We start from the raw sequence: 18,403 nt of genomic DNA on the forward strand, positions 1-18,403 counted from the left end.
AAATGCAATTGCATCGATATCGAAAGGCACATTCCTATGAAACCCGCCGACACCCTTGTTCTCGTCAGCCATCCGCTCTGCCCCTATGTCCAGCGCGCCGCGATTTCGCTGGCCGAGAAAGGCGTGCCGTTCGAGCGGATCGACATCGACCTTGCCGACAAACCGGACTGGTTCAAGGCGATCTCGCCGCTCGGCAAGGTGCCATTGCTGTGCGTACGGCAAAATGGCGACGAGACGATAATCTTCGAATCCGCGGTCATCCTCGAATTCCTCGAGGAAACGCAGGCCAATCCCCTCCACCCCGCCGACCCCTATGCACGCGCCCGGCACCGCGCCTGGATCGAGTATGGCTCAGCCATCCTCAACACCATCGGCCGGTTCTATTCAGCGCCGAGCGAGGCCGGCTTCCTCGCCGAAGCCAGCGCGCTGTCGGCAATGTTCGACCGTGTTGAGGCTGAACTGCCGGGCGGCGCCGGGCGGAGCGGGCCATGGTTCGCTGGCAATCGCTTTTCCCTCGTCGATGCCGTTTACGGTCCGGTCTTCCGCTACCTGGACGCCTTCGATCGGATCGGCGATTTCGGCATTCTTGACGGCAAGCCGCTTGTCCAGGCTTGGCGCAGTGCGTTGAGTGACCGTCCGTCGATCAGGCAGGCCGTGGCGCCGGACTATCCGCAGCGCCTGCATGCCTTCCTGCGGGCGAAGGGATCATTTCTATCGAGCCTCATTCGGCAAGGCGATCCGGCCATAGCGCTTCGGCAAGCCCAGCCCGCCTGAACGGATCGATCACCGTGCCGGCGACCATGGAGGCCAGGAACCGCGGCGCCGGCGGGATCTTGGCGATCGTCGCCACCAGCCTGTCGCGGATGAAGGGCAGCGCCACCGAATCCGACTGGTAGAAGGGCGTGAACGCCAGCGACAGTGCCTGAAAGACCCTGACATGCCGGCGCCGCGCTCGCGCATAGACTTCCAGCGCTGTCTCCACGCCGTCCGCTCGCGCCAGCGCATAGCTAAGTGCCGCGGCGTCGAGCAGCGCCATGTTGGCGCCCTGGCCAAGCTGCGGGCTGGTCGAATGGGCGGCGTCGCCGATCACGGCCAGCCGCCGGCAAACCGGAAACTTCATCGTGTGATGGCCGTAGCGGGCCAGCGAGAGCTGGTCGAAACTGTCGATCTGGCTGGTGAACGCCTCGGCCCGTGGCCACAGCCGCACCACCCGCTCCCTCCAGGCATCGATGCCGAGGCTGCGGACTACATCGGCATCCGCCGGTTTCAGGCTCCAGAAGAAGGCCGCCATCCTTTCGGCACCCGGTTCCGGCCGGCCGATCGGCAGCACGCCGATCATCACGCTGGCCTTGTCGTAGCGCTGCAAGAGCGCGTGCTCGTCAAAGCCCTCGCCGCGCCAGCCGAGCGATGCCCAGAACGCGCCATAGGTGAGTGGCCGTGGCGCTTCGGCACTACCGGCGCACCGCCGCAGCTTCGAGCGCGCGCCGCTGGCGTCGACAATCAGATCGAATGGCCCTTCCCTTCGGCCGTTGCCTCGGATCAGCGTGACCCGCTCGCCGGTCTCCAGGGCCTCGATTTCGACGCCGGTCTCGATGGGGATCGCCTCGCGCCGGGCAGCGCGAAAGAGTACGCCGAACAGGGCGGCCCTGTGTACCGCCAGGCCGAAACGGTTGCCGCGCTGGGCATCGTAGCGGACATCGAGCACGGTGCGGCCGCTCGACGCATCGACGCCATGCAGCCGGTCGATCCTGCTGCCCAGCGCCATGATGTCGTCGAGCAGGCCGAGATCGGCGAGCACCGTCAGCCCGGTCGGCTGCAGGATCAGCCCAGAGCCGACCGGCCTCGGTTCCTCGAAGCGCTCGAAGATGGTGACGCGGTGGCCGGCGCGCTTGAGATAGAGCGCCGCGGCGAGCCCGGCCGGACCAGCGCCGGCGATTGCGATATCGTAGGGAATGCCGCTGCCCCCAAGCCGAACTGGCCGGGACAATCCTTCAGCCGCCGGACGAAATCAAGTCGCGACGCCGAGCGCTAGCCTGCTGGTCAAGCCTGCGTCGAATCGAAGGCAGTCCGCGCGCCGCGCACTGCGTCATGGTTGTTTTCGGCCCACTGCAGCAGATACTGCAAAGCGTCGAACATCGATCGCCCAAGGTCGGTCAGGCTGTATTCGACGCTGGGCGGCTTGGTCGGAAACACCTCGCGGCGCACATAGCCGTCGCGCTGCAGATCGTAGAGCGTCTGGGTCAACATGCGCTGCGAGATATCGGGAACCAGCCGCCGCAGCTCGCCGAAGCGATAAGGCTGCTCGGCCAGCGCCGCCGTCAGCAGCGAACTCCATTTGCCATTGAGGCCCTGGATGACGTCGCGGACCGGGCAATCGGCAATGTTTCCGCCGTCGGTCATCGCTTTGTAGACTTCGAGTTTGGATTTCAGATTGACGGTCCGGCTGTCCATGGCTGGTTCCCTGCGTGTGCCTACCTCCCCAAAAACTGCCTTCTTTACGGCACCGGGTCAATTCCTATTTTAGTGCTGGTCTCTTTTTGAGACCACCACCCGAACCGCCCTTCCGGCGCAATGTCAGTATCCCCCATGACCGCAATTCTTCTCGTCACCGGCGCGTCCGGCCAGCTCGGCCGCAGCGTCATCAACCATCTGCTGGACACGTTCGAGGTGCCGGCGGCCCGGATCATCGCCACGACCCGCACGCCCGCCAATCTTGCCGACCTGTCGGCGCGCGGCGTCACCGTTCGCGGGGCCGATTTCGACGATCGGGCCTCGCTTGCCCAAGCCTTCGCGGGCGCCGACCGGGCGCTCATCATTTCGACCAACGAGCTGGCGATCCAGGGAAAGCGGCGCGAGCAGCAGCTTGCCGCCGTCGCGGCGGCCAGGCAGGCTGGCGTTGGCCACCTGCTTTACACCTCGTTGCCCAACACCGAACCCGGTTCCGCCGTGCTCTTTGCCCCCGATCATTACGACACCGAGCAGGCGATCAAGGCCAGCGGCATTCCCTACACGATCTTCCGCAACGGCTGGTACGACGAGAACCTGTTCATGGCGATGCCGCAAATCCTCGCATCGGGCCAATGGTATACGTCGGCGGCCGACGGCGCGATTTCCTATGGCGCGCGTGACGACCTCGCCGCGGCCATAGCCGCGGGGCTGGCTTCGGATAACACCGAAAGCACGACTTACACGCTGACTGGCCCCGAGGCCTACACATCAGCCGAAGTCGCCGTGCTCGTCACCGAAGTCACAGGCAAGCCGATCCAGGTCGTCCAGCTCTCCGATGAAGCGCTGACCGAAGGCATGAAGGCAGCCGGGCTGCCCGAGCCGATCGCCAGGCTCCTGGTGTCCTTCGACGCCGCCACGCGCGCCGGCGACCTTGGCATGGTAACGGATTCGGTCGAGACACTTTCCGGTCGGAAATCGGTACCGCTGAAGCAGTTCCTCGAGGCCAACAAGGCCGCACTGGCGGGTTGATGTCAGCGCGGCGGGAAGTTCTTTCTCCCGCCGCGCTATTTCGGGGTCTTGACCAGCCCGAGCCGGACCAGGCTTTCGGCGGTGGCGGCCAGCGCGTCCTCGCGCGAGCGCGGCGCCCAGCCGAGCATGCGCACCGCCTTGGCGTTGGTGGCATTCTTGACCTTGCCGAGTTCCGTCACGAGTTGCGCGGCTTCCGCGTTGAACAGCCCCACCACCCGCACCAACCAATCGGGAAGCTCCCGGGTCGTGACCCGCGAGGCGGCCGCGCCGAGCCGCGTTTTCACCGTCTGGGCGATCTCCCGCACGGTCATGAAATCGCCGGCAACGGCCAGGAAGCGCTCGCCACTGGCGGCGGGATTGGTCATTGCGCGCACATGCAGGTCCGCCACGTCGCGCGCGTCGACCACGCCGAACGACAGGCGCGGCAACCCAGGCATCGCACCGTTCATCATGCGCTGAACAAATTCGGTGGAGGTCGAATGGTCGGACCCGAGCACTGGTCCGAAAATGCCGACCGGATTGACGACGGCCAACTCCAGCTTGCCACCCTCGGCGGCGATGAAATCCCAGGCCGCGCGCTCGGCGAGCGTCTTCGATTTCACATAGGCGCTGACCTTGGTCGTCGGATCGGTCCAGCTCTCCTCGGTGAAAGGCCGGCCGCCGGGCGGCATCTTGCCATAGCCGATGGCGGCGAAGGACGAGGTCAGCACGACGCGTTTGACGCCAGCGTCTCGCGCCGCCCTGAGCACGCGCAACGCGCCTTCTCGAGCCGGGATGATTAGGTCGTCCTCATGCTTCGGCGCGCCGGGCGGAAATGGTGACGCGACATGCAGGACATAGTCGCAGCCGGCGACAGCGTCGGGCCAGCCGGCATCGCTCATGAGGTCGGCGATGGCAAAGGAAAGCCTGTCGCCCGGCTCGCCGCCGCCGGCCTCGAGCATGGCGATAACGTCGGCTTCACGCTTGGCGGCGCGCACCGTCGTGCGCACGCGATAGCCCGCCTTCAACAGGGCAAGAATACAGTGCGCGCCGAGGAAACCCGATCCGCCGGTGACAAGCACCAATTCGCCGCCCATGGCCACCTCCCCGTCAGGCCGAGGCGATCGACCTCGTCAGATCGCCACCTGCGTGCCGATTTCTACCACACGCCCGGTCGGGATCTGGAAATATTCGGTCGCGTCGGCCGCCGTGCGCGCCAGGCCGATGAACAGCCTGTCCTGCCACACCGGCATGCCTGAATTGGGCGAGGCTTTCAGCGACCGCCGCGACAGGAAGAACGACGTCGTCATGATGTCGAATTTCCAGCCCTGCTTGCGGCAGATCGCCAGCGCGCGCGGGATGTTGGGCTGTTCCATGTAGCCGAAGGTCAGCGTCACCCGCATGAACAACTCGTTGACCGTCTCCATCTTGACGCGTTCGCTGTCGGGCACGACGGGCTGCGGCGCGGTCACCACCGAAAGGATGACGTTCTGCTCGTGCAGCACCTTGTAGTGCTTGAGGCTGTGCATCAGGGCGGTCGGCGCGCTCAAGGGATCGCTGGTCAGGAACACCGCGGTGCCGGACACCAGCTGCGGCTTCTTCTTCAGCAGATTGCCGGCGAGGAAATCGAGCGGGATTTCGTTGCGGCGGGTCTTGTCGAAGAGATAGCGGCTGCCACGCACCCAGGTCCACATGCCCAGCACGATGGTGAAGGCCACCACCAGCGACGCCCAGCCGCCTTCGAACACCTTGACGATGTTGGAGGCGAAGAAGCCGACATCGATGAAAGCGAACAGCACGGTCAGCGGGACCGCCACCGACAGCTTCCACTTCCAGATACGGGTCATGACCACATAAAGCAGCACCGTCGTCACCAGCATGTTGCCGGTCACCGAGATGCCGTAGGCGGAGGCCAGCTTGCTGGACTCGCCGAAGCCGACCACCAGCATCATCACCACCAGCGCCAGCAGCAGGTTGACGCGCGGCATGTAGATCTGGCCGGACTGCTTTTCCGACGTGTGCAGGATTTGGAGCCTGGGCAGCATGTTGAGCTGCACCGCCTGGCGGGTCAGCGAAAAAGCCCCTGAAATGACCGCCTGGCTGGCAATGACCGTCGCCGCCGTCGCCAGCACCACCATCGGGATCAGCGCCCAACCCTCGTTCATTTCGAAGAACGGATGGCCGACCACGCCGTTCTTCGCCAGCACGAAGGCGCCTTGCCCGGCATAGTTCAACAGCAGGCAGGGGAACACGATCGAGAGCCAGGCGAGCACGATGGGTTTGCGGCCGAAATGGCCGAGATCGGCGTAAAGCGCCTCCGCGCCGGTGACGGCAAGGAAGATGGCGCCGATGGTGACGAAAGCCACATCGGGCGAATGGATCAGGAAAGCGACGATATAGTGCGGGCTGACTGCCCACAGGATCTCCGGATCGGCGATGATGTGCTTGAGACCGGAAAGGCCGATGGCCAGGAACCAGATCGCGGTCACCGGGCCGAAGACCAGCCCGACGCCACCGGTGCCGAAACGCTGAACAGCGAACACCATGGCGAGGATGACCAGCGTCAGTGGCACGACGTAAGGTTGGAAGGTGGGGGTGACGACATTCATGCCCTCGACCGCCGACAGCACCGAAATCGCCGGCGTGATGACGGCGTCGCCGAAAAACAGCGAAGCGCCGACGATGCCGATGCCGAGCATCAGCGCCGAGCGTTTCGGAAAACTGCCGCGCGCCAGCGCCATCAGCGACAGCACTCCGCCCTCGCCGCGATTGTCGGCCCGCAGCACGAACATGATGTATTTGATGGTGACGATGATCGTCAGCGACCAGATGATCAGCGACAAAACGCCAAGAATGTCGCCACGGTCGGCAACTTGCCCGCCCGACGACGCGACCAGCGCCTCGCGGAAAGCATAGATCGGGCTGGTGCCGATATCGCCATAGACCACGCCGAGCGCGCCCAGCATCAACACCTTGGTGCTGTGCTGCTCGATTTCGGGATGGCTCGATTGGTCGACGGGTTCTGCCTCACTACCAGCACTGGCAAGGGCCATGTACGACACTCCGATAAACGCGCGGTGCTCTACGCTTGCTGCACTGCAATATCAAGTGCCGTAACGTTATGGCACTCATGTTGGCAGCGCGCGGCTTCTTGTGGGCGACTTCGAGCGAATGCCGGTCAATGCGACATTCGCGGGCTCATGTCCGGACCCATGGCAAAACCTGCGGGCCGGCGAGCACGTCTGTTAAATGGCGACCTGCGTGCCGATTTCAACGACGCGGCCGGTCGGGATCTGGAAATACTCCGTCGCGTCGGCCGCCGAGCGCGCCAGTCCGATGAACAGCCTGTCCTGCCACACCGGCATGCCTGAATTGGGCGAGGCTTTCAGCGACCGCCGCGACAGGAAGAACGACGTCGTCATGATGTCGAATTTCCAGCCCTGCTTGCGGCAGATCGCCAGCGCGCGCGGGATGTTGGGCTGTTCCATGTAGCCGAAGGTCAGCGTCACCCGCATGAACAACTCGTTGACCGTCTCCATCTTGACGCGTTCGCTGTCGGGCACGACGGGCTGCGGCGCGGTCACCACCGAAAGGATGACGTTCTGCTCGTGCAGCACCTTGTAGTGCTTGAGGCTGTGCATCAGGGCGGTCGGCGCGCTCAAGGGATCGCTGGTCAGGAACACCGCGGTGCCGGACACCAGCTGCGGCTTCTTCTTCAGCAGATTGCCGGCGAGGAAATCGAGCGGGATTTCGTTGCGGCGGGTCTTGTCGAAGAGATAGCGGGTGCCGCGTATCCACGTCCACATGATCAGTCCCATCAGGCAGGCAACGGTGATCGAGACCCAGCCGCCTTCCACGATCTTCACGACATTGGCCAGGAAGAAGCCGCTGTCGATGACGCCGAACAGCAAGGTCAGCGCCAGGGCGAGCGCCAGCTTCCATTTCCACATCTTGCGCATCACCACGAACAGCAGGATCGTCGTCATCAGCATTTCGCCGGTCACCGAGATGCCGTAGGCGGAAGCCAGCGAACTCGAACTGCCGAAACCGACCACCAGCAGCATCACACCCATTGCTATGAGCAGGTTGACGCGCGGCATGTAGATCTGCCCGGACTGCATTTCCGAGGTATGCTGCACCTCGATGCGCGGCAGAAGATTGAGCTGCACCGCCTGGCGGGTCAGCGAAAAAGCTCCTGAAATGACCGCCTGGCTGGCAATGACCGTCGCGGCCGTTGCAAGTCCCACCATCGGCATCAGTGCCCAGTCAGGCAGCATCTGGAAGAACGGATTGGTCGGTTTTCCGTCATTGGCGAGCACAAAGGCGCCCTGCCCGAAATAGTTGAGCAGCAGGCAGGGGAAAACCACGGAAAACCATGCCAGCACGATCGGCTTGCGTCCGAAATGGCCGAGATCGACATAAAGCGCCTCGGCCCCGGTTACCGCCAGGAACACGGCGCCGACGGTGAGAAAGGCGGCGGTCGGTGTGCTGGCCAGATAAATGACCGCGTAATAGGGATTGATGGCAAGCAGGATCGATGGATCGTCCATCAAGTGATAGATGCCGGCAACGCCGATGGCCAGGAACCACAGCGCCGTCACCGGCCCGAACACCGCCGCCACCTTTCCCGTGCCGAAGCGTTGCACGGAGAACAGGATGGCAAGGATGACCAGCGTGATCGGCACGACATAGGCGTCGAGCGTTGGGGTGACCACGGTGAGGCCTTCGACCGCCGACAGCACCGAGATGGCCGGCGTTATGATCGAATCGCCGAAAAACAGCGCCGCGCCGCAAAGACCGATCACCAGAATCAGTCGAGCGCCTTTGGGATAGGCGCTGCGTGCCAATGACATCAGCGACAGCGTGCCGCCTTCGCCCTTGTTGTCGGCACGAAGCACGAAGGCAACGTATTTGACGGTCACGATGATCGTCAGCGCCCAGACGATCAGCGACAGCACGCCAAGCACGTGAACGCGCGTATCGATGCCGGGCGAAGCGTGAAGCGCCTCGCGAAAGGCGTAGATCGGACTTGTGCCTATGTCGCCATAGACAACGCCGAGTGCGCCCAGCATGAGAACCTTGGTGCTGTGCTGCTCGACCCCGGCATGGCTCGATTGCTCGACGGTTTCAGCTTCGCTCCCGCTATTGGCAAGGGCCATCGACCACTCTCCGATAAGCGCGCGGTGCTTTATGCATGCTGCGATACGATATCAAATGCACGCGATGGCTGCCATACCAATACGAAGCATTGCCCCCTACCAACCGCAGGCCCTGAGGAACCGGCCCACTGTGCCGGCCATGCCATACTCCAACGCGTCGGCTGTCAACCCATGTCCGATCGACACTTCGGCCAATGCCGGAATGCGCCTGGCCAGCGCGGGCAGATTGGCCACCGTCAGATCGTGCCCGGCATTGACCTGGAGACCGGCGGCAAATGCCGCGTCAGCGGTTTTTCCCAATCTTTCCAGTTCTTTGGCCGCCCTACCTGAATCGGAATGGTAGCTGCCATAAGGGCCGGTATAGAGTTCGATACGATCGGCGCCCGTGTCGCGCGCGGCCGCCATGCCGGCGGGGTCGGCATCGGAAAACAGCGAGACCCTGAAACCACCCTTCTTCAGGCGTCTGACGATCGGCGTCAGCAACGCCGCATCGGTGACGAAGTTCCAGCCATGGTCGGAGGTTGCCTGGGAGGGATCGTCGGGCACAAGCGTCACCTGTTCGGGCTGATGCTTCTCCACCAGCGCCAGGAAATCCTCGCTTGGGTAGCCCTCGATGTTGAATTCCGCCTGCGGGAACTCGTCGTCGATCAGCGCCCTGATCTCGGGCAGGTCGGAATGCCTTGTGTGACGTTCGTCGGGGCGCGGATGCACCGTCAGCCCATGCGCTCCGGCGGCAAGGGCGAGGCGTCCGACAGCGATCACATTGGGCCACGGCAGGTCGCGCCGGTTGCGCAGCATGGCGATGGCGTTGAGGTTGACGGAAAGCTTGGCTGGCATGGTTTGGCGTCCGTGAAACAGGCGATCGAGGCGCGCCACGCTCATTCGTTCCGGCACGGCGCATTTGAGACGGCGCATCTATAGCGTCTTTGACGGGAACAGATAGGGCCTTTCCGGTGTTCCAGAAGACCAACATACTCCACGAAAGGGAGGCACCACCTTGAATTTCCTCCAATCCGTGCCGGCGATCCGCCGCATCGAGACCAGCCGCGACGACCTCTTTGCCATCGATGTGGTCGGCCATGTCTCGGCCGCCGATGCCGAAAACCTGTTCGGCCTGCTGGAGGCGGCCTATTTGCTCCATCAGAAAATCGACGTGGCCGTGCGCATAGTCGATCATGAGGGCGTCGACTGGGCCGACATCTCGGACGAGACCATCAAGAAGGGTGCCGTCCATGCATTGGAACATATTGGCCGTTGCGCGGCGATCGGCGCCCCTGACTGGACGCCGAATGCACGACACGCCTTGCCGGCTTCCTCGCCCGTCGAATTCAGGCATTTCAAGATCGAGGACGAAGCCGCTGCCTGGGAATGGCTCGGCGCGCGGCCGACGAGTGAGGAGGCGACCGCCGCTCCAGAAAGAGGATGAAACGGTTCTCCCGGCTACCCCCCTTCTACCTGACGATGGTCAGGCGTTCGGCGGCCCGGGTGATAGCTGTGTAAAGCCAGCGCTGGCGCGTTTCCTTGAAGGCCCAGCTCTCGTCGAATAGCACGATCTCGTTCCACTGCGAGCCCTGCGCCTTGTGCACCGTCAGCGCATAGCCATAGTCGAAATCGTCGAAGCGCTTCTTCTGCTGCCAAGGGATTTCGGCGTCAGGATCCTCGAACGCCGCCTTCAGCAACTTGATTTTCGCGACGCCGCGATCCGGATCGTCCTCCTCGGGCGAAACCAGAAGATTGATCCCGGGCTTGACCGTCTCGCGCGACGAGGTCATCACCTTCCACAGCGAGCCGTTGAGCAAGCCCTTGGCGGGATCGTTGCGCAGGCACACCAGCTTGTCGCCGGCTTGCGGATAATCGGCATTGAAGCCCTTGAGCTCGCGCAGGCGCTGGTTGTAGCGCCGCCGCGTGCGGTTGGTGCCGACCAGCACCTGGTCCGCTCTCAGCACCAGTTCCTGGTTGACGTCTTCCTTGCCGATCACCTTCGCAGTGCCGTAGTCGCCGCGCATGAATTCGCGGCCCTCGCGCACATCGAGCGCCAGCCGCAGGATCGGATTGTCGCGCGCCTGCCGGTGGATCTCGGTCAGCAGGAAGTCTGGCTCATGGTCGGTGAAGAAGCCGCCACCCGAGATCGGCGGCAACTGGCCGGGGTCGCCCAGCACCAGGATCGGCGTGCCGAAACTCATCAGGTCACGGCCAAGCTGCTCGTCGACCATCGAGCACTCGTCGATGACGACCAGTTTGGCGCGCGAGATCGGGCTCTGCCGGTTGAGTGAGAAGGTTGGCGACATCGAGGTCTTGCCGGTGACCTCGTCGGCCACCGATTCCTCGCCCTTGGGCCGGTAGATCAGCGAATGGATGGTGCGGGCGTTGACCGCGCCCTTGGAGCGCAGCACCTGGGCGGCCTTGCCGGTGAAGGCTGCGAACTGCACCTGGCCGTCGACATGTTCGGCGAAATAGCGCGCCAGCGTCGTCTTGCCGGTGCCGGCATAGCCAAACAGCCGGAACAGCTGCGGCGTGCCGGTCTTCAGCCAGCGGGCGACCGCTTGCAGCGCCTCATCTTGTTGGGGTGAAAATTCCATCTGATCGTGTGACCGGATTCGCGTGGCAAACACAAGATCGCCGCCACCACCATCGACACGCCGGTGGCGAACTTCCCTGCTGTTCAGGCTATCAGCCGCAAGCAAGAACGTAAAGGGAACGAAAATTCAGTTGGCAGCGTGCGGATCGTTCTCCAGCAGGATCGGCTTGCCGTGTGGCGTGGCGTGCGCGGCGCGCTCCCAGGCCCGCGCCATCGCATCGACGTCCGGCTTGGCAGCCAGCCCCTTGGAGGCGAGCAGCCCTTCCAGCGCCGCCAGCCAATGCTCGTAATAGTCATGGCCGTCCGCCGCGGCATCCGGCTTCTTCACCTCGGCTGACAGGGCATCCGCCCATTCGTTCCACGAAAACAGGCCCTTGTCGTGCAGTGCCACAGTCATGGCGAAGGCTTCGGCCTGCCATGGCTCGGCGAACACCGGTGCGTCGAAGCCGGCGGGCAAACTGGCGGCGGATCCCTTCGCTTCAGGCCGGCTCAAGATAGCTCTCCCAGGCGTCGATCGAGACGGTCAGTGTCGGGTCGGCGCCCTCGCCCCAGATTTCCGTGCCATCGAAAACCACGGTATAGACCCATTGCGGATTCTCGCCCTGCCCATGCGCGTTGCTGTCGGGAAAGACGAAGCCGTCGCGCACCGCCTCGATGGTGCCCTGCTTGTCGCGCGCATAGCGCGGCAGCCTGGTATGGCCGGTGGGGTTGAAGTTTTTCGTCCGCACAGAATCCCCGGCCTTGAAGCGTGGCGCTGTCTCCACCGGCCGATCGCAAGGACCGCCCTTGGCCAGCACAGCGGGAACGTTTTCCGCCTTCAGCACTCTTTTGGGTGTCGCCGCCGGATCAATCGCCTCGCCCGCCCCGAGGTCGCGCTCGCTGACGAAACCATGCCGCTTGAGCAAGATCTCAAGCGCCTTGATCCATATCTGATAGTAGCTGGAGCCATAATAATCGGCCGGATGCAGCGATTCCCGTGCGTGCCGGCTCTCGTCGATGTTCCAGGCGCCCATGCCGCCGGCGCAGAGCGTCAAGCCGAGCGCCCGCCTCTCCCAGTCGGCATGGAAATACGGCTCGTCTCGTTCGGGCGCGACCGGCCCGAAACCCATCTGTCCGCCGAGATCCTGCGGCCCGTTCATGCCGGGTGACTCGCCAGAGCCGTGCCGATCATGGCATCGCGGCTCACCAGCTCGGCCAGCCGCTCCTCGCTCCAGCCTTCGGTTCCCTCCGGTCGCATCGGCACGACGAGATAGCGCAGTTCCGCTGTCGAATCCCAGACGCGTATCTTCGTCCCGGCCGGCAGCACCAGCCCGAACTCCTCGAGCACGCCGCGCGGATCGATCACCGCGCGCGACCTGTAGGGCGGCGCCTTGTACCACACCGGCGGCAGGCCAAGCACCGACCACGGATAACAGGAGCACAATGTGCAGACGACGAGGTTGTGGGTATTCCCGGTGTTGAACACCGCCTGCATATGCTCGCCTTGCCGACCGGTATAGCTCAGCGATTCGATCGCCGCCGTCGCGTCGCGCCTCAGCCACGCGGCAAAAGCGGGATCGCTCCAGGCCTTGGCCACCACCCGGGCGCCGTTGCGCGGACCGATCTTCGTCTCGTAGGTATCTACGATGACGTCGATCGCAGCCGGATCGATCAGCCCCTTGCGGGTCAGGATGGTTTCCAGCGCGCGCACACGCGCGGCAAACGGATCGAGTTCGTTGTCGTGGTCATGATCGTGGGACATGACGGCAAACTAAAGTTCCGATCCGCCGGCCGCAAGTATCACGGCTTGGGCCAGCGGAACTGGGTGCGTGGCGACCTGCTACTCGGCGGCGGTCTTCTGCGGCTCACCGGGGATGTCGTCATTGGTGCCGAACAGCGAGGGCTGGTCGCCCTCTTCGACCAGGTGCAACTCGGCCTTGCGCTTCGGCATGAGTCCGACCAGCCAGCCCGAGAAATTCTCCATGTAGACGTAGATCACCGGTGTCACGAACAGGGTCAGCGCCTGCGAGGCGAGCAGGCCGCCGACGACGGCAACGCCCAGCGGCTGGCGCAGTTCCGCGCTGGCGCCGGTGCCGAGCGCGATCGGGAACGTGCCCATCAGTGCCGCCAGCGTCGTCATCATGATCGGCCTGAACCGCATCAGGCAGGCTTTGTGGATGGAATCGGTGGCCGACATGCCCTCTCGTCGCAGTTCAAGCGCGACGTCGACCATCATGATGCCGTTCTTCTTGACGATGCCGATCAGCATCAGGATGCCGATCACCGCGATGACGGACAAATCCATGCCGGCGAAGCGCAAGGCGACAACCGCCCCGAGCACAGCCGACGGCAGGCCGGTCAGAATGGTGAGCGGGTGGATGAAGCTCTCATACAGAATGCCGAGCACGATATAGATGGTCAGGATGGCGCCGCCGACCAGCAGGCCCTGGTTGGCAAGCGAATCCTGGAAGGTCTTGGCGGTGCCGGCGAAGGTCGTCGAGATCGCCGTCGGCATGCCGATCTGCTCTTTCAGCGCGTCGATGCGTTTCACACTGTCGCCCAGCGCCACGCCCTGCGGCAGGTTGTAGGAGATCGTCACCGCCGGAAGCTGGCCGAGCTGGTTAACCGTCAAGGCTCCGGCCGTGCGGTCGACCCTGGCGAAGGCGCCGAGCGGCACCAGGCTGCCGCTCGCCGTCCGCATCTGGATGGCAAGCATCCGCTCCGGCGACCATTCGATCTTGGGATCGAGTTCGGCGATGACTTCGTAACTGTCGGCCGAGCCGAAGATCGTTGAAACCTGGTCGGTGCCGAACCCGCCATAAAGCGCCGAGCGCAGCGTGTCGGTGTCGATACCGAGTTGGGCGGCCTTGTCGCGGTCCACCACCAGCGTCGCCTGCAAGGCGTTGTTCTGCAGGTCGCTGGTGACGTCGGTGAAGGTCGTGTGGTCGGCCGCCATCGCGTCATTCAGTTTCTGCGCCCACTGATCCGTCAGGCCGGTATCGAGGCCCTGAACCACAAGCTGGTAGGCACTGGCCGACGAGCGCGAGCCGAGCCGCAGATTCTGCACCGGCTGCATGTAAGTCTCGATGCCCGCCACGCCGGCCAGTTGCTTGCGCAGATCCGCAAGCACCTTCTCGATATCGGGACGCTGGTCCTTGCCCTTGAGCTGGACGAAGAGCTGTCCCTGGTTCAGCGCATTGTTACCGCTGCCCGCCGACCACGCCACATGGTCGACATAGGGTGACTTCGAGAACACGCTGGCCACCTGCCCTTGCAGCTTGGCCATGGCGTCGAACGAAATGTCCTGGCGCGCGATGGTGGTCACCGAAATCTGGCCGATATCTTCTTGCGGGAAGAAACCCTTCGGCGAAACCTCGATCAGCCACACCGAGGCTGCCGCGGTGCCGACGAAGACGAGGAACACCAGGAAGGTGTGCCGCAGGCAGAAGCTCAGAATCCGATCGTAGCCGCGCGTGAGGAAATCGCGCTTGTGGCCAGCACCATGTGCCTCGCGGTCGGCCTTGGTCACCGACAGCAGCCGCGAGCACAACATCGGCGTCAGCGTCAGCGACACGAACATGGAGGCCAGGATGGCGACGGTCACCACGACGGCGAACTCGTTGAAGATGCGCCCGATCACGCCACCCATCAGAAGCACCGGGATGAACACAGCCACCAGCGAGATCGAGATCGAGATGATGGTGAAACCGATTTCGCGCGCGCCCTTCAGCGACGCGTCGAAGGCCGACAGCCCATCCTCTTCCATATGGCGGAAGATGTTTTCGAGCATCACGATGGCATCGTCGACGACAAGGCCGACGGCGAGCGTCAGGCCCATCAGCGATATGTTGTCGATGGAAAAGCCGAACAGGAACATCGCGCCGAGCGTGGCGATCAGCGAGATCGGCACCGCCACGGCCGGGATGATGGTCGCCGTGACGCGACGCAGGAACACGAAGATCACCATCACCACCAGCGCGATGGTCAAAAGCAGCGTGAACTGCACGTCGTCGACCGCCTGGCGGATCGAGCTCGAGCGGTCGTTGAGCAGCTTGATCTGGGCTGCGGCCGGCATCTGGTCCTGGAAGGACGGCAGCATCGCCTTGACCTTGTCGACGACGTCGACCGTGTTGGCGTCCGGCTGGCGCTGCACCGCCATGATGATCGCGCGGGTACCGTCATACCAGCTTGCGGTCGTGGTGGTCTGCACCGAATCGACGACACGGGTCACCTCGCCCAGCCGCACCGGGTGGCCGTTCTTGGTAGCGATGATGAGGTTTGAGAAACCGGCCGCGTCGGTAAGCTGCGTGTTGGCGGTGATGGTGAGCTGCTGCTTGTTGTTCTGCAGCACGCCGAGCGGCGTGTTGCTGTTGGCGGACGCGACCGCCGCCTGCAGCTGATCGATCGAGATGCCGCGCGCGGCAAGCGCGGTCGGATCGATCTGGATGCGCACCGCGTATTTCTGCTGGCCGAAGATCGAGACCTGTGCGACGCCGTCGATGGTCGACAGCGACGGCGAGATGACGTTTTCGGCGAAGGCATCGAGGTCGGTCAGCGGCACCGTGTCGCTGACCAGCGACATCAAGAGGATCGGCGCATCGGCCGGATTGACCTTGCGGTAGCTTGGCGGCGCCGTCATCTGCGGCGGTAGCGATTTCTGCGTGCGCGCGATCGCCGCCTGGACGTCGGCGGCGGCCGCGTCGATGTTGCGGTTGAGCACGAACTGGATGGCGATCGAGGTCTGGCCGAGCGAGTTGGTGGTCGAAATGGAATCGATGCCGGCGATGGTCGCGAACTGCTTGATCAGCGGCGTCGCCACCGACGTGGCCATGGTTTCCGGCGAAGCGCCGGGCAGCGAGGCCGAGACGTTGACGACCGGGAATTCGGCGCTCGGCAGTGCCGCCACCGGCAGGAATTTGTAGGCGAACAGTCCGCCCAGCACGAGGGCGAACGACATCAGAAGGGTGGCGACCGGCCTGCGGATACAGAATTCGGAGATCATTGGGCCGCCTCGCCGGCGTTGGTCGCCTCGGCAACCTTCGGCGCGGCCGCCTTGCCTTCATGCACCGCGGCGCCGTTCTTCAGCCTTGTCTGGCCCTCGGTGACGACCTTCTCGCCGCTTTTCAGCCCCTGACTGATGGCGCTGTTTGCGCCTTCGGTCAGCGCCACCTGCACCGGCCGCATCTCGACAGTGCTGTCCGGCTTGACCACGTACACGAACGGCCCCTTCTGGCTGGGCTGCACCGCCACGGTCGGAACCGAGGTCATCCGCGGCATGATGCCGGCGTCGAGCACGACATTCACATACTGGCCCGGCCAAAGGGAAAGATCGGCATTCGGAATGCTTGCCCGCGTCGCGATCGTGCCCGATGCGGTGTCGACGCTGGAATCGACGAAATCGAGCGTACCCTTGCCGATCGGCGTCGGGTCGCCGTTCTGGATCAACGTCACCGCGTTCTGCTGTGGATTGGCAAGCGCCTTGTGAAGCAGCGCAAGGTTGCTTTCCGGCAGATTGAAGTTGACCTGCAGCGGGTCCATCTGGGTGATGGTTACCAGTGGCGTCGCCGTGCTGCTGTTGCCGTTGCTGACGGTGACGAGGTCGCCGACGGCGACATTCACGGCACCCAGCCTGCCGGCGATCGGCGCGGTGATGGTGGCAAAGCCAAGCTGGACATTGTCGGCGTCGATCGTCGCCTTGTCGGCATCGACGGTCGCCGCCGCCGCCTTCTGCGCGGCAACGGCCTGGTCGTAGGTCTGCTGCGTACCGGCCTGCTTGGCGACAAGGTCCTTGGCGCGCTGAAGGTCGGAGTTCGAGCTGGCAAGCAGCGCCTGGTCCTTGGCAAGCGCTGCCTGGTCCTTGGCGAGTTGCGCCTTCAGCGCCCGATCGTCGAGTGAGAACAGGAGGTCGCCCGCCTTCACCATCTGCCCGTCCTTGACGTCGATCGACACGATCTGGCTGGAGACGCGCGCGTTGATGTTGACCACGGCCGGAGAGGAGACGAAGCCAATGGCATAGCGGCGGATCGGGAAATCCGCGGTCGTCGCCGTCGCCGAAACGATCGAGGCCGAACGGGCACCGTTGCCGCCACCCGCCGCCTTGTCCCCCGTCGCTGGCTTTTCGGTGGCTGGCTTGTCGGTCGCTGGCTTGTCTGTCGCGGCGACCTGCTTTGCGCCGAGGAACTGCTGAGCCTTGTTCAGCGCGTCCGGCGACAGATAGAGCCAGGCCGCGCCGACACAGGCGACCGCCAGCAATGAAAGCATGACTTTTCCACGCATCGACAAAAGACCTCTCCGTCCGACACGCCATAGCCAGGTGGTCGTATTCTAGCGCAATTCCCGGCTCACTGCCGCGATTTCGCCGAATAGATAGGACGCGGGTTTGTCGGAAAAGGGCCAAAACACGGCATTACGAAGATTTAATGTGCACTGCACAATAGCTGTGCAGCCGGCTATCCTCAAAGCCGGAAGCCGGATGGGCTCGGAAAAATGGCCTCCGAGAGGGCAGCCTTATCTAGCGCAGCATCGGCCAAAGCGTCGCCGCCAGCAGCACGCCCATGGCGATGTTGAACCATTTCAACCGCACCGGGTCGGACAGGAAGCCGCGCAGTGCCGTGCCGAATCCGGCCCAGACCGAGACGCTGGGAAGATTGACCACGGTGAAGGCCACGCCGATCAGAATGACGGACAAGAATGGCCGTTCGGGATTGGTATAGACGGCCATCGCGGTGATTGCCATCACCCAAGCCTTGGGGTTGACCCACTGGAAGGCCGCCGCATCGATGAATCGCATCGGCCGCGCATCCGTCTCGCCCTTGCCGCTGAGCGAGCGGGACATGGCAATCTTCCAGGCCAGGTAGAGCAGATAGACGGCGCCGGCGATCTTAAGCCCGGTGTGCAGCGCGGGGAACGCGGTCAGCACCGCCCCAAGCCCGAAGCCGACGGCAAGCAAAAGGACGAGAAATCCGATGCTGATGCCGAGCATATGCGGGATAGTCCGCACGATGCCGAAATTCACGCCCGACGCCAGCAGCATAAAGTTGTTCGGGCCCGGCGTGACCGAGGTCACCAGGGCGTAGAGCAGCAGGGCAAGGAAGGCGTCGAGGGTCATGACGGCTCCAAAGGTCAGCAATACTGACTTAAATCGACCGGGCGCCGGACGCAACGTCATTCGAGTGGTCCAATGCGCGCCGCAGTGATCCGCCTGTACGGCCAGCGGCGCGTCAGTTCCGAC

Annotated in this window: 16 protein-coding genes; 3 read left to right on the plus strand and 13 right to left on the minus strand. The window is 63.9% G+C overall.

Annotation, left to right across the window (positions count from 1 at the left end; genetic code table 11):
• Positions 1-36: 36 nt before the first annotated feature.
• A complete protein-coding gene (locus LB524_RS01260; RefSeq protein ID WP_224523257.1) occupies positions 37-774 on the plus strand; it encodes a glutathione S-transferase family protein in 738 nt (245 codons plus the stop codon).
• Here the strand turns inward: LB524_RS01260 and LB524_RS01265 are convergent.
• Both LB524_RS01265 and LB524_RS01270 read right to left on the minus strand, forming a co-directional pair.
• A complete protein-coding gene (locus tag LB524_RS01265) occupies positions 722-1,987 on the minus strand; it encodes an FAD-dependent oxidoreductase (protein ID WP_224523258.1) in 1,266 nt (421 codons plus the stop codon). The genes LB524_RS01260 and LB524_RS01265 overlap by 53 nt on opposite strands.
• Positions 1,988-2,040: 53 nt before the next feature.
• On the minus strand, positions 2,041-2,451 hold the full coding sequence (locus tag LB524_RS01270) for a winged helix-turn-helix transcriptional regulator (RefSeq protein WP_015317307.1): 411 nt from the start codon (positions 2,449-2,451) through the stop codon (positions 2,041-2,043).
• Between the two features lie 135 nt (positions 2,452-2,586).
• Between LB524_RS01270 and LB524_RS01275 the strand changes: the two genes are divergently transcribed.
• The gene (locus LB524_RS01275; RefSeq protein WP_224523259.1) at positions 2,587-3,477 is read left to right on the plus strand and encodes an SDR family oxidoreductase; all 891 of its coding nucleotides are present in this window, start codon (positions 2,587-2,589) and stop codon (positions 3,475-3,477) included.
• Between the two features lie 35 nt (positions 3,478-3,512).
• On the opposite strand, the gene LB524_RS01280 is transcribed toward LB524_RS01275, so the two are convergent.
• From LB524_RS01280 to LB524_RS01295, 4 genes are all read right to left on the minus strand, one after another.
• Positions 3,513-4,553 carry an SDR family oxidoreductase gene (locus LB524_RS01280; protein ID WP_224523260.1) on the minus strand — a complete coding sequence of 347 codons (1,041 nt, stop codon included), beginning with the start codon at positions 4,551-4,553 and terminating at the stop codon, positions 3,513-3,515.
• 36 nt (positions 4,554-4,589) lie between these two features.
• Positions 4,590-6,509 (minus strand): potassium transporter Kup, encoded by a 1,920-nt coding sequence (locus LB524_RS01285; RefSeq protein WP_140660970.1) that lies wholly within the window; start codon positions 6,507-6,509, stop codon positions 4,590-4,592.
• Between the two features lie 192 nt (positions 6,510-6,701).
• Entirely contained in the window at positions 6,702-8,615 is a 1,914-nt protein-coding gene (locus LB524_RS01290) for a potassium transporter Kup (protein ID WP_224523262.1), read from the minus strand.
• Between the two features lie 96 nt (positions 8,616-8,711).
• The gene (locus LB524_RS01295; RefSeq protein WP_224523471.1) at positions 8,712-9,452 is read right to left on the minus strand and encodes a pyridoxine 5'-phosphate synthase; all 741 of its coding nucleotides are present in this window, start codon (positions 9,450-9,452) and stop codon (positions 8,712-8,714) included.
• Between the two features lie 160 nt (positions 9,453-9,612).
• On the opposite strand from LB524_RS01295, the gene LB524_RS01300 reads away from it, so the two are divergent.
• Positions 9,613-10,041, plus strand: a complete 429-nt coding sequence (locus LB524_RS01300) for an STAS/SEC14 domain-containing protein (RefSeq protein WP_015317301.1) — start codon at positions 9,613-9,615, stop codon at positions 10,039-10,041.
• Between the two features lie 25 nt (positions 10,042-10,066).
• Here LB524_RS01300 and LB524_RS01305 read toward each other — a convergent pair whose 3' ends face one another.
• The 7 genes from LB524_RS01305 to LB524_RS01335 form a co-directional block, all read right to left on the minus strand.
• Complete coding sequence (locus tag LB524_RS01305) at positions 10,067-11,194, minus strand: ATP-dependent RecD-like DNA helicase (protein ID WP_140714693.1); 1,128 nt, start codon at positions 11,192-11,194, stop codon at positions 10,067-10,069.
• A gap of 126 nt (positions 11,195-11,320) precedes the next feature.
• On the minus strand, positions 11,321-11,686 hold the full coding sequence (locus LB524_RS01310) for a nitrile hydratase accessory protein (protein ID WP_015317299.1): 366 nt from the start codon (positions 11,684-11,686) through the stop codon (positions 11,321-11,323).
• Positions 11,673-12,332, minus strand: a complete 660-nt coding sequence (gene nthB, locus LB524_RS01315; protein ID WP_140615756.1) for a nitrile hydratase subunit beta — start codon at positions 12,330-12,332, stop codon at positions 11,673-11,675. Before nthB ends, LB524_RS01310 begins: the two co-directional genes overlap by 14 nt.
• A complete protein-coding gene (nthA, locus tag LB524_RS01320; protein WP_015317297.1) occupies positions 12,329-12,934 on the minus strand; it encodes a nitrile hydratase subunit alpha in 606 nt (201 codons plus the stop codon). Before nthA ends, nthB begins: the two co-directional genes overlap by 4 nt.
• 78 nt (positions 12,935-13,012) lie before the next feature.
• Positions 13,013-16,174 (minus strand): efflux RND transporter permease subunit, encoded by a 3,162-nt coding sequence (locus LB524_RS01325; protein ID WP_140660968.1) that lies wholly within the window; start codon positions 16,172-16,174, stop codon positions 13,013-13,015.
• Entirely contained in the window at positions 16,171-17,448 is a 1,278-nt protein-coding gene (locus LB524_RS01330; protein ID WP_140822166.1) for an efflux RND transporter periplasmic adaptor subunit, read from the minus strand. The genes LB524_RS01325 and LB524_RS01330 overlap by 4 nt, the downstream gene beginning before the upstream one ends.
• A 235-nt stretch (positions 17,449-17,683) precedes the next feature.
• Positions 17,684-18,280 carry a LysE family translocator gene (locus LB524_RS01335; protein WP_015317294.1) on the minus strand — a complete coding sequence of 199 codons (597 nt, stop codon included), beginning with the start codon at positions 18,278-18,280 and terminating at the stop codon, positions 17,684-17,686.
• Positions 18,281-18,403 lie beyond the last annotated feature (123 nt).

Origin of the sequence: Mesorhizobium sp. ESP6-5 (assembly GCF_020164695.1) — a bacterium.
Lineage (GTDB): Bacteria > Pseudomonadota > Alphaproteobacteria > Rhizobiales > Rhizobiaceae > Mesorhizobium > Mesorhizobium australicum.